General features: G+C 28.4%; 12 protein-coding genes. 11 read left to right on the top strand and 1 reads right to left on the bottom strand.

What is annotated here, in order from left to right; all coding sequences use genetic code 11:
• Positions 1-27: 27 nt before the first annotated feature.
• The 9 genes from wecB to HNV08_RS00575 all read left to right on the top strand — a co-directional run bounded on the left by wecB (position 28) and on the right by HNV08_RS00575 (position 9,565).
• Positions 28-1,155 (top strand): non-hydrolyzing UDP-N-acetylglucosamine 2-epimerase, encoded by a 1,128-nt coding sequence (wecB, locus tag HNV08_RS00615; protein ID WP_173279178.1) that lies wholly within the window; start codon positions 28-30, stop codon positions 1,153-1,155.
• Between the two features lies 1 nt (position 1,156).
• The gene (wecC, locus tag HNV08_RS00610; RefSeq protein ID WP_173279177.1) at positions 1,157-2,368 is read left to right on the top strand and encodes a UDP-N-acetyl-D-mannosamine dehydrogenase; all 1,212 of its coding nucleotides are present in this window, start codon (positions 1,157-1,159) and stop codon (positions 2,366-2,368) included.
• 5 nt (positions 2,369-2,373) lie between these two features.
• Entirely contained in the window at positions 2,374-3,531 is a 1,158-nt protein-coding gene (locus HNV08_RS00605; RefSeq protein ID WP_173279176.1) for an MATE family efflux transporter, read from the top strand.
• 74 nt (positions 3,532-3,605) lie between these two features.
• Positions 3,606-4,775, top strand: coding sequence for a hypothetical protein (locus HNV08_RS00600; RefSeq protein WP_173279175.1), 1,170 nt, complete (start codon positions 3,606-3,608; stop codon positions 4,773-4,775).
• A gap of 15 nt (positions 4,776-4,790) precedes the next feature.
• On the top strand, positions 4,791-5,816 hold the full coding sequence (locus tag HNV08_RS00595; RefSeq protein ID WP_173279174.1) for a glycosyltransferase: 1,026 nt from the start codon (positions 4,791-4,793) through the stop codon (positions 5,814-5,816).
• A 65-nt stretch (positions 5,817-5,881) separates the two neighbouring features.
• Positions 5,882-6,244, top strand: a complete 363-nt coding sequence (locus HNV08_RS00590) for a serine O-acetyltransferase (protein ID WP_241697152.1) — start codon at positions 5,882-5,884, stop codon at positions 6,242-6,244.
• 43 nt (positions 6,245-6,287) lie between these two features.
• Positions 6,288-7,088: an SGNH/GDSL hydrolase family protein gene (locus HNV08_RS00585; RefSeq protein ID WP_173279172.1), complete on the top strand. Its 801-nt coding sequence runs from the start codon at positions 6,288-6,290 to the stop codon at positions 7,086-7,088.
• The gene (locus HNV08_RS00580; RefSeq protein WP_173279171.1) at positions 7,075-8,259 is read left to right on the top strand and encodes an O-antigen ligase family protein; all 1,185 of its coding nucleotides are present in this window, start codon (positions 7,075-7,077) and stop codon (positions 8,257-8,259) included. The genes HNV08_RS00585 and HNV08_RS00580 overlap by 14 nt, the downstream gene beginning before the upstream one ends.
• Complete coding sequence (locus HNV08_RS00575) at positions 8,243-9,565, top strand: acyl-CoA synthetase family protein (protein WP_173279170.1); 1,323 nt, start codon at positions 8,243-8,245, stop codon at positions 9,563-9,565. The genes HNV08_RS00580 and HNV08_RS00575 overlap by 17 nt, the downstream gene beginning before the upstream one ends.
• A gap of 21 nt (positions 9,566-9,586) precedes the next feature.
• Here HNV08_RS00575 and HNV08_RS00570 read toward each other — a convergent pair whose 3' ends face one another.
• The gene (locus HNV08_RS00570; protein ID WP_173279169.1) at positions 9,587-10,585 is read right to left on the bottom strand and encodes an SGNH/GDSL hydrolase family protein; all 999 of its coding nucleotides are present in this window, start codon (positions 10,583-10,585) and stop codon (positions 9,587-9,589) included.
• A gap of 99 nt (positions 10,586-10,684) precedes the next feature.
• Between HNV08_RS00570 and HNV08_RS00565 the strand changes: the two genes are divergently transcribed.
• Together HNV08_RS00565 and HNV08_RS00560 are read left to right on the top strand one after the other, a co-directional pair.
• A complete protein-coding gene (locus HNV08_RS00565) occupies positions 10,685-11,842 on the top strand; it encodes a glycoside hydrolase family protein (RefSeq protein WP_173279168.1) in 1,158 nt (385 codons plus the stop codon).
• Positions 11,835-12,572, top strand: a complete 738-nt coding sequence (locus tag HNV08_RS00560; protein ID WP_173279167.1) for a WecB/TagA/CpsF family glycosyltransferase — start codon at positions 11,835-11,837, stop codon at positions 12,570-12,572. Before HNV08_RS00565 ends, HNV08_RS00560 begins: the two co-directional genes overlap by 8 nt.
• The last annotated feature ends 51 nt before the right edge of the window (positions 12,573-12,623 follow it).

Here is a 12,623-nt window from a genome sequence, read left to right as displayed (position 1 = left end):
AAGTTTAATACTGACTACAATTCTTGCATGAAGAAGAAAAATCTTATCATTTTTGGAACACGTCCTGAAGCCATAAAAATGGCGCCATTGGTGAAGGCGTTCTCGAATTATTCTAATGACTTTGAAACTAAAGTGTGCATTACAGCACAACATAGGGAAATGTTAGATCAAGTATTAGATTTTTTTAAGATTATACCAGATTATGATTTAGATTTAATGAAACCCAATCAGAACCTGTATAATTTAACAGCTGAGATTATAACTGATTTAAAACCAATATTAGAAGATTTTAAGCCAGATTTTGTCTATGTTCATGGAGACACAACAACAACGATGTCTGCAAGTATAGCAGCGTTTTATTCTGGTGCTAAAGTATGTCATGTCGAAGCGGGTTTAAGAACATTTAATAAACGCTCCCCTTTCCCAGAAGAAATTAACAGAAGTATTACTGGTCGTTTGTCAGATTATCATTTTGCACCAACGCCTACGGCAAAAATTAATTTATTGAATGAAAATGTTAAAGAAGCCAGTATTTTAGTTACCGGTAATACCGTTATTGATGCTTTAAAATATAGCACTAATATAGTAAATGTTGAAAATTTTGAAGATGTTGAAATTGAGTATTTAAAGACTAATATAGACGCAAATAAAAGATTAATTTTAGTAACAGGACATAGACGAGAAAATCATGGAGAAGGATTTATTAATATCTGTGCAGCGTTAAAAAATATAGTGCAAAATCATAATGATGTGCAAATAGTTTATCCAGTACATTTAAATCCAAATGTTCAAAAACCTGTTTTTGAGTTATTGAGTGATCAAGAAAACATTAAGTTAATTAAACCGTTATCGTATCCAGCATTTGTGTGGTTAATGAACCATTCTTATTTAATAATTACTGACAGTGGAGGCGTTCAAGAGGAAGCTCCAAGTTTAGGTAAGCCTGTTTTGGTAATGAGGGACACAACAGAGCGACCAGAAGCAGTAGAAGCTGGCACTGTGATATTAGTTGGCACTGATACAGATAAAATTGTTAATGAAGCTAATATACTTTTAACAGATACTGTTCGTTATCAGAAGATGAGTAGTCTTCATAATCCTTATGGAGATGGAAAAGCATGTGAACGAATAGTTAAATTTATTTTGAACTTATAAAATGAATAAACCTGAAGTAGTAATGATGGGTTTGGGCTATATTGGTCTACCAACAGCAGCATTAATAGCACAAAATAATACTCGAGTACATGGTGTAGACATAAACCCAAGTATTGTAGAAATTATAAATGCAGGTAAAATACATATTATTGAACCAGATTTAGATACTGCAGTTGCAGATGCTGTTAACAATGGATATTTAAAAGCGAACACCAAACCTGTTGAAGCTAATACCTATTTAGTTGTTGTTCCTACACCATTTAAGGCTAAAAACGAGCCAGACATTTCATTTGTAGAGGCCGCTACCAAAGCTATTATTCCTTTATTAAAACCTGGTGACTTATATATTATAGAATCTACCTCACCTGTAGGCACTACTGAGAAAATGATGAGTTTAATATACTCAGAACGCCCAGAGTTAAAAGAAAAGTTATTTCTAGCATATTGTCCAGAGCGTGTTTTACCTGGAAATGTAATGTATGAATTGGTAAATAATGATAGAGTTATAGGAGGTGTAAATGAAGCTTCTACTAATAAAGCCATTGACTTTTATAGTCAATTTATAAAAGGAGATTTGCACAAAACAAATGCACGTACAGCAGAAATGTGTAAACTCGTTGAAAATTCCTCTCGAGATGTACAAATAGCGTTTGCAAATGAATTATCTTTAATATGTGATAAAGCAGACATAAATGTTTGGGAACTTATAGAATTAGCAAATAAACACCCAAGAGTTAATATTTTACAACCAGGTTGTGGTGTAGGAGGACATTGTATAGCTGTAGATCCTTATTTTATAGTATCAGATTACCCAGAAGAATCTAAGATTATTAGTAAGGCAAGAGAAATTAATAATTATAAGTCTCTATGGTGTGCCGAAAAAGTACAAACAGCTAAATTAGAGTTCGAAATAAAAAAAGGATATAAACCTAAAATAGCACTCATGGGTTTAGCCTTTAAACCTAATATTGATGATTTAAGAGAATCTCCTGCTAAATATATTGCTCAAAAAGTATTACAAAACTCGAACAATGAAATGTATTATATTGTTGAGCCCAATATAAAAAACCATAATGTTTTTAAACTAACTAATTATGAAGAAGCAGCTGAGAAAGCAGATATTATAGTGTTTTTAGTCGCGCATAAAGAGTTTTCAAAAATTAATATTAAACCAAATCAAATTATTTTGGATTTTTGTGGTGTTAGAAAATAAAAATTTTGAAAAAATATTTTTTTTATGGTAGTTCAATATTATTTAGTAGAGGTTTAGAATATTTAATTCTTCTAATAGCTCCATTTTATCTTACAAAAGAATATTATGGAAGTTTAGAATTTTATAAAAAAATAATTGAACTTGGCGCGGCAATGCTTACTTTTGGTTTGCCTACATTAATAATGACCTACCCAAAAAGTAATGAAAGCAAAAAATACTTTACTTTCATTTCATTATTGTTTATTACTGCTTTAGCTGTATTGATTACACCATTTCTTAGTGTTTTTAACTATCTATTCCTAATAATACCAATTTATTTTCATTCTATTTTTTTCAATAATGGTATTGTAGCTCCATTTATTTTAACTTACAAAGGCAGTAATTATGCTTCGTTTTATAAATCTATCATATCTTTAGTATTTTACTCTACCGTACTAATTTCAATATTTTATTTAGACAAGCCCAACTTAGCATTTGTATACGTCAACTACTTATTGTTGCCTCTATTATTGGTTTATACTGTATTTTTCGTTTATAAAAACAATATTGTTCTTAGGACGTTAAAAAGGTATTGGGCACTTTTTAAAAAGCTTATATCTAGTTCTTTAACTATAGTTGTGAGCAATTTTGCCAATATGATGTTTTTATATACTGATATATTAATTATTAAATTACTTTCTAATTCTGCAGATGTAGAAATAGCAAATTATAGTTTTTCTTTAAACATAGCCAATGCTTTAATAATTATACCTTTAACCCTGGTTCAAGTTGATATAGAAAAGCTAAAAAAGAATCTAAAATATGCACGAACCCTTAGAGTTAAAATCTTTCGACTGGTATTAATAATGACCATTGTTTTAGTCTTTATTTTTATCTTTTTAACGCATTTTTATTTTGAAGACTATAGTTCGGTTCTTTATGTATTTTTGATAATTTTAGGAGCTAAATTTATTCAAGCGTTATCAGTATCTTATGGAGCTGTAATTATAATAAGAAAATTGTTTTCACAAAACTTAGTAATTAACCTATTTGCATTATCATGCAATGTTGTTTTAAGTTATTTTTTATACAGCCAGATTGGGTTGATGGGTATAGCGGTTTCAAGTCTAGCAACCTTGCTCATTAGATTTATATTATTATTTAAACTTAACAATAAGGTGTGATTTAGAATTATATGAAGTTAAAACTGAAATACCTATATGATTTCATAATACTGTTACCAATCATAATGGTTTTTGTGGGCGAAATTATAGCTTATATATATCCTAATTTATCATCTCCAATTAAGGTTTTAACCTGCTTGTTTTTAATCTGTCCTGTCTGGTTAAAAATTAGAGTACCTAATAAATTAGCACTAGCAGTATTCATTTTTTTGTTTTTTTTTGTAATTGCATTCGCAAGATCATTCAACTATAATGCAGCTATAGAAGACGGAATTAGATATTTTTTTCCAATTGCAGTACTTTTATATGGTTATTATAATAAACACAAATTGAAACTTTTTGTTGGGTTTATAATTATTTTTACTTTAATTAATTTTGTAGCACAATTTAAAAATTATTATCATTTTTATATTGATCCACAGCGACAATGGTTCTATGCAAGGTATTTTATTGAGAGTCAAAACAGAACGGTTTACTGGTCACCAAAAACATTTGGTGTTCTAAGAGCGACTGGTTTAGTAATCTTTTTTGGTGCATACGGTATTCTAAATTTTATTGCGTTTTGGATAACCTATTATTACTATTTTGGTAAGTACCGAAAATCCTGTTTAACCATTTTTACAATAGGTGTATTTATTAGTACATCGTTTAAAACAATCGGTTTTTTTATAATAACGCTTGCAATTAAATATTATAAGAAATTAAAGTACTTGTTGGTATTACCTTTTATATTGGGAAGCCTATATTTCATAGTTGGAAATGAGATACGTACGTCAATCGAAAAATCAATAGAGGTTAGGTTAAAACTTTATATAACTGAAGGAAATTCAGCAAGGTCAGAATCCTACAGAGCTATGTTCAATGAGTTTAAGGACTTTAACTTATTAGGAAAGGGAATTGGTGTTTTTGGAGGTCCAGCATCAACAAAATACAATTCTCCGTATTATAAAGAAATTGATTTTAATTGGTATGACACTAATTTTTTAGCGACTACAGATACTTATTATCCACACTTGTTTGTAGAATTGGGTATTTTAGGAGGCTTATCTTATTTTATGGTTCTTTTAGTACCACTTGTTTTAAATAAAATAAAATATCTTAAACTTAAGATTCTATGTATTATTTATGGGATGTTATTTTTTGATGGCTTATTTTCGTTTTCAATAAATAACCTTGTAATGCTTGCTATGACTATTTTATTTGCTTATCCTATAGTTTATGATTCTAATTTAAAAGTTAAATAGTTTATCTGTATCAAATTGAAAAACAAAATATTATTAATTGGAAATATACCTGGAAAAAATGTAAACTCTATTGGAGGAGCAAATACATATACTTATGCTCTTTTAAAAAAATTAAAATCCTCAGATTTAATAGAATTAGATTTCATTAAAATTAGATTTTTTTGGTTTAAATACGGACAGGTTATAGATTATATCTTTTTTCCGTTTAGATTTCTGTTTAAGATTCATAAGTATGATGTTATTAGTATACATGCCACATGGGATTTTCATCTTACGATTGGTCCCTTTATTGTTTTTGTTAGTAGGTTATTGGGTAAAAAAGTAATTTATCATTTTTTTGGTGGTAAATTTCATAAGGTATATCAGTCCCTGCCTGAATTAATTAAAAAATATTTAGATTTAACAATATTGAAATCTGATTATAAATTAATGGAAACAAAGAGAATGATTGAGTTTTTCAAAGAACATAAAAGACGAGATGGGTTTATTTGGTTTCCTAATAGCAGAGATAAAGTCGATAGTGAGCAAAAAACATATTCTAAAAAATTTGTGTTTATATCAAGAGTCACACCTAATAAAGGTATAGATTATATTATCGAAGCAATTGATGTATTGGACGGGAAATACACAGTTGATATTTATGGACCAATTGATAGAAACTTTTATAATAATTCTTTTGATAAACAAACGTTTTATAAGGGAGTATTGTCTTCTGATGAGGTTATTAGTACATTACAATGTTATGATGTATTAGTATTGCCTACTTTTCATCCTGGTGAGGGTTATCCCGGAATTTTTATTGAAGCTATGTCAGTGGGTATGCCTATAATAGCAACAAAATGGAATGCATTGGATGAACTAATAGTTGATGAGTATAATGGTAAATTAATTGAAATTAAGTCCACATCCGATTTAGTAAATGCTATCAAATTTTTTAATGAGAATAATTACCAAACACTATCGAATAATTCTTTAATTAAATTTAATGATTTTGATATTAATTTAATGTCAAAAAAAATAATTGATCTTTATTTATGTTAAACGTTTATTTTCTTTACGAGCTTAGTCATCGTTTATATAAATGGAATATCCCATTAGTACCTAAATTGATTAAACTTTTATGTTTTTTACTATATAATTCTAGTATTCCATATCAATGTAAAATTAATAAGGGAACACGTTTCGGGTATGGTGGTATTGGAGTGGTATTGCATAAAAGAGTTATAATTGGCAGTAATTGTACTATTGGTACTAACGTAACCATTGGAGGAAAATCTCAACATTATGAAGTGCCAAAAATTGGAAACAATGTATATATTGCAACAGGAGCTAAAGTTTTAGGACCAATACATATTGGTAATAATGTTACCGTTGGTGCAAATGCTGTTGTTATAGATAATGTTCCAGACAATGCTATAGTCGCTGGTGTTCCCGCAAAAATTATACGCATCAAAGATGAAGTTACCTAATAATTTAACCCTGTATCTAATATTTGGTTCTCTCTTTTGCTATTTGAGTCTTAATTTTTTAGTAAATGCAAAAGAAGATTTCTTTGTGCTAAATTATAGCTGGAATCATTTACAGAATCAAAATATTGGAAGTATTAAAATTCTTGAATATGAAGTCAATAAGTTCAAAGCAAGTACAGAAAACACTTTGATTTTAGATAATCAGAAAACTTATGTAGTCGATAACAAGCATTACTTTCGTTCAGAAAGAATAGAAACAAATAAAGACACATTAACTTTTATCGGTGTGCATTGGATTAACGAGTACCCTAGACGTCTTGAAGGCGATATTAAGTTTGGCCTAAGTAATCTAGTGTTAAATCAAAAAGAAGGCATAAGCATTGCTATGATTGGGGATTCTCAGATGGGTTGGCGCGAAGGAAAATATACTAGAAAATGGATATCAGAAAAATTAAATGTGCGTTTTGTAGGCAATAAAAATGATGTCTTCGGCTTTCCATATTATTTTGAGAATAGTTATACATCAAATGACATTTTTCTAAATAATTTACAATTTAATGAAACCGAAATAGTCATTTTGTATTTAGGTTTATCTGAAAATCGCGAGGATTTTGAAACTAATCTAAAGAAATTTGTTGCCTTAAATGAGGAGAAAGAAATTATAATTATTCATAATACTTTAGTGAAAGCTGTTTCTAGTAAGTTACACTATATCAATATATCAGAATATAATAAGAGTACGTATTTTACAGATGATGGTATTCATCTTAACTATAAAGGACATCATAAATTAGCGCAAGAGCTCATAGCTAAATTAATATTAATTGGAGTTGAAAAAAATTAATTGGGACTATTTACAAAACCTAGCACTATTATTAGTGGTTATTACATTACCAATGCCAAAATATAGCTTGAATTCTCAAGCTTTAATAATATTGATAGCAGTTTGGTTATTTTCCGGAGGCTTTTCAAATAAATTTGCAAATTTAAAACAGAAGAGGTATCAATTTTTAAGTATTTCTATTTGGTTTTTTATGTTTATAATTGGTTTAACTTATTCAGATAGTTTAGATATTGGCTTTAAAAATATTGTAAAAAACCTTCCATTATTGGCAATTCCATTAGTCATTTTTAGTCAGGAAATGGAATTAAAAAAGCTAGAAAACATTTTAAAATGGTTTAGTATATCTGTTATTTGTTGTGCAGTCTTTGCATTGATAAAAGCATCTTATTTTACTTACATGAATTTTGGTAATTACTTCTATAATCAAAATCTCGCATCTCTATTAAATATTCATACGACTTATTATGCATTGTTTTGTGTAATAGTATTACTCAATTTTATATATCAAATAATGTTTATTAAAAACAAAATTATTTATTGGGTAAGTATTGTGTTCCTACTATTCTTTATGTATTTATTAAGTTCTCGCATGGGAATATTTGCCCTTGGTGTTGGATTATTTCCTATATTTTATAATAAATATGGCTTAAAGTCACTATTAAGCGTTCCTGTTATTGCTTTATTAATATTTGGTTTTTTATTTTCTCCAAATTTTCAGAAGAGAGAGGATGGGCAAGATGAATTTGGGACAAATACACCAACTTTAAACACACGTATATTACATTGGCAAGCTGTAATTGATGCGGTAGGAGAAACAAATATATATTTTGGTGATGGAAGTGGTACGGATAAAAAGCACGTTTATACGGCCTATAATGAATTTAATTTTGTCGAAGGTGTTAAACACAAGTATAATGCGCATAACCAGTTTTTAGAATATTATATATATTTTGGCTTGATGGCAATTATAGTCTGGTTTTTCTGTTTTTGGGTTTGGATTAAAAAAATATTTAATGACTACTATGCATACCAGTTTTCAGTATTCATAGTGTTAATTTGCTTTATGCTAACTGAGTCTATTTTAGAAAGGCAAAACGGCATTGTTATTTTTGCATTACTACTATCTTTGATATTAAATTGGAATTTTAAAAAAAATGAAGCTTATAAGTAAAATTGCTAGAGTTTTTAACGAAAAACTGAGTAAAAACAATTCTTTAGCCTATTTAGTTTATTTAATTCTACCTAATAATAACGTCATTTTAGGAAGGGAATATCGTAGAATAAAAAGATCCATATCACTTGTAGCACCTCCTCAATTAGATTCCTTAAAAAGTATGCTAAATTTTGTTGTAAACAACGTCCCTTTTTACAGCGATCAAAATACTATTAAGTATAAGGATTTTCCGTTTATTAATAAAAAAATAATTGTTGATGAGGAGGAACATTTTTTTTCGAAAGTATATAAAAGTAGAGATTATGAAGTTGTAACATCAGGAGGAACAACTGGTATACCTGCAAAATATTATTCACCTAAAAACAGATATAAAAAGGAATATGCATATTTTCATTTTCTTTGGGAAAAATTAGGGTATACCAATCAATTACGTGCTGTACTTAGGAATACGAGTTTATCTGAAGATAGAGATTACAAAATTAACCCAATAACAAGAGAAGTTGTATTTGACGCCTTTAGAAATACCGATTTGTATTTTATGCAAATTTATAAAATTATTAAAAAACTTAAAATAAATTACCTACAGGCATATCCTTCATCTGCATACAATTTTTTAAATTTTTGTTATCAAAAAAGTTTAGATTTAAAATTTTTAAAAGGAGTTTTTCTGAGTTCAGAAAGTTATTTAGAATATCAACAATTGTTATTTGAAAAAAAGTTAAATCTAAAAGTTATTTCAGTTTATGGCCATTCTGAAAGGTTAATACTCATTTATAGAGATTTCGCTACTGGTGAACACAAGGTTTTACATCAATATGGATTTTTTGATTTAGTTGACACCAACGGTAACTCAATTACAGAAGAAAATATAGTAGGAGAAATAGTTGGTACCAGCTTAGATAATTTTGGTTATCCCTTAATAAATTATAAAACAGGAGATTATACTTCTTACAAAAAGTATAATTCAAATGGAGAATGCACATTAAATGAAATTCTTAGCCGTAGAGAGGATTTAAGAATTTATAACAAAGACGAAAGTTATGTTTCGCCTACAGCTCTTAATATGCATGGGGAATTTTATACTAAAATAAAGGGATTACAGTATTTTCAAAAAACAAAAGGTAAGTTAAAGATAAAAATTATTAAGTCAAATACTTATAGGTATGAGGACGAATTGTTTTTGATTAATTTCATGACAGAACGTTTTTCTCCCACTACAGAAATTACCATTGAATATGTTCATAAGTTGAAAACAACCAACAGCGGTAAAAATTTATTGTTAGAATCTAAAATTGAATATTAGAGGAGTTAGGATAAAAAAAAATCAATTTCTATTTAGTTCGATTATCTTATTTCCAATTGATTTAGCAGTAAATTCAACACCATTCTTGTTTTGATGAAGTCCATCATGACTTAGATAATCTTTTTCCCAATTTTCATTATCTAGAATTTTCTTTCTTAAATCTAAAACAATAATTTGCTTATTCTCTTTAAATTTCTCTATTAATTTTTTAGATAATTTTATATTAAACAAATCCCGTTTTTTGTTGGTTGTAGGGATTGGAGTTAGATATAAAATTTTTGCATTTGGATTTAATGTGGTTAAGTGCTCGCTTATTTTAATAATATTTGTAAAAGTAGTTTCAATATTATTTTTCCAATCATTAGTACCGATTAATAACGTATAAAAATCAGCGCTAGGTATGTTGTCAATTCGATTTAATAGGTCACTAGAATTATTTCCACCCTCACCCTCATGTCCATAACCAAAGATATCAGTATTACTACCTACAAAAATTAAGTTTTCATTAGTATCATTAATGTATTTTCTTAAATTTTGAGAGTTAGACCACCAAGTTTGACTATCACCAATGGTGCATAATGATGTAGTGCCAAATTGAATAAAGTCAATATCAACGATTTTAAAATTAATCTTTTTAAAATCCTCAAATTCTTGAGGTGCTTTACCAATCCATTCTATATTAGAAAAAACACTTTGATTTTCCTTAAATGAAACCCATCCAAATCTAAAAAAATAGGTGTTTTCTAATGAATCCTTGAAACTATAAATATTATTAAAATTGAATTCATTTTTAAGATTATTGTATTGAACCGGACTTGAAATATTACCATGTTCTTTGCTGAAAATTATTTTGTTTTTTTTGTATTTTATATTATAATTTCCTAAATCAAAAACAGATTTAATGTTATTTACATTGTAGTGATCTTTATCAATATTTATTGCATGGGAGTTTTCTTTACAACCTGAATTTACTACAAAAACGAATATTAAAAAAAGGATATATTTCACTGCTTTTTTCATAGAAGATTTTATTTAAACCATACAAACTTACCCGAAAATATGAATAAAGTCAATAATAAAGATAATATTAATATTTTTGCGAATAAATAAACTTAAAAGGTGCTAAATAGTAAAAAAAGCTTTGATATATTAAAAGACTATTGCGAAGTAGAAGGGTTTAAAGGTTGGGATCCGTATGATGGTTTAAATAGCTGGGTAATTCAAAAAACACCTCTAGGGAACTCACGTTTGTTTAGATTAGCGTGGATTCAATTGTTTAAACGAAACCCAATTAACCTAAGACCATTGTTCGGTATAAAAAAGGAGTACAATCCTAAAGGTTTAGGGCTTTTTTTAATAGGCTATTGCAATTTATATAAAAAAATACCAAGTAATAATTACTTAGAAAAAATAGAGTTTTTAGCGAAAGAAATTTTAAAATTAAGAACTAAAGATTATTCAAATTATTGTTGGGGCTACAACTTTGATTGGCAGGCTAGAGCATTCTTTCAGCCAAAATACACACCAACTGTTGTTGCGACTACATTTATTGCTGACGCCTTAATTGAAGCATATGAAATCACTAAGAATGAGAATTATTTAAATGTTGCCATTAGTGCTTCTAAATTCGTTTTAAACGATTTAAATAGATCTTATGACAAGGATGGAGATTTTACATTTTCTTATTCACCATTAGACAAAACTCAAGTATACAATGCAGGCTTATTAGGGGCAAAACTTCTATGTCTTGTATATAAGTATACTAGCGAGGCAAACTTATTAACGACTGCCAAATCTGTTGTTAATTATGTTTGTAAGAGACAAAGTAAAAATGGCTCTTGGGCATATGGTACTTTGCCGTTTCATCAATGGGTTGATAATTTTCATACGGGTTATAATTTAGAATGTTTAAGAATATATCAAAATATATCAGGAGATGAATCATTTAATGCAAATATAGAAATAGGAATGTCCTATTATTTAAATACTTTTTTTACTGAAGAAGGGATGAGCAAGTATTATAATGACAAGACCTACCCGATTGATATTCATGCTCCTGCCCAATTAATCGTTACGTTACATAAATGTAATAGACTAAGTGATAACAAGACGGTTGTGGACAGAGTTTTAAATTGGACAATTGATAATATGCAAACAAAAGAAGGTTATTTTATTTATCAAAAGAGAAAACTAATTTCTTCTAGAATTCCATATATTCGTTGGGCACAAGGCTGGATGTTTTATGCTTTGAGTTTTTACAATTTAGATAATGAATAGACAAAAGTTTTTAAATACGGAAATAGACAATATTTCTATGGCCGAAACTTTATGCTGTATTGAAGCTGCAATTAAAAACAATGAACAAATTCATCACGTTGTTGTAAATGCAGGTAAGATAGTGGCAATGCAAAATGATTTACAGTTACGTCAAAGTGTTAATGACAGTGATTTAATCAATGCTGATGGACAAGCCGTTGTATGGGCATCCCATTTTTTAAATAAACCATTAAAAGAGCGTGTAGCAGGTATTGATTTAATGGAAAAACTGGTTGAAATGGCTTTTAATAAAAAATACAAAATTTTCTTTCTCGGAGCTCAAGAGGATATTGTAAAGTCTGTTACTAAAAAATATGCTGAACAATATTCCAATTCAATAATTGCAGGTTACAGAAATGGCTATTTTAGCAAAAAAGAAGAGTCTATTATTGCAACCCAAATTTCAGAAAGTGGTGCAGATATATTGTTTGTGGCTATAAGTTCTCCAACCAAAGAAAATTTCCTTTACGATAATAAAAAACATTTAAAAAATGTCAACTTCATTATGGGTGTTGGTGGTAGTTTTGATGTTGTTGCTGGCAAAGTTAGTAGAGCACCTCTATGGATGCAAAAATTTGGTCTAGAATGGTTTTATAGATTTATTCAAGAACCTAGGCGCATGTGGAAGCGTTATTTGTTTGGCAATTCAAAATTTATTTACCTAGTTCTTAAAGAAAAATTAATGAAATAAATTATATAAGGTAATCCCTTTTAAAATTAATTAAAATTCGTTTTTATTTTA

It is taken from the genome of Winogradskyella eckloniae (assembly GCF_013249045.1).
GTDB lineage: Bacteria > Bacteroidota > Bacteroidia > Flavobacteriales > Flavobacteriaceae > Winogradskyella > Winogradskyella eckloniae.
Note: the sequence above shows the minus strand (reverse complement) of the source record. Positions and strands in the feature narration are given on the sequence as shown.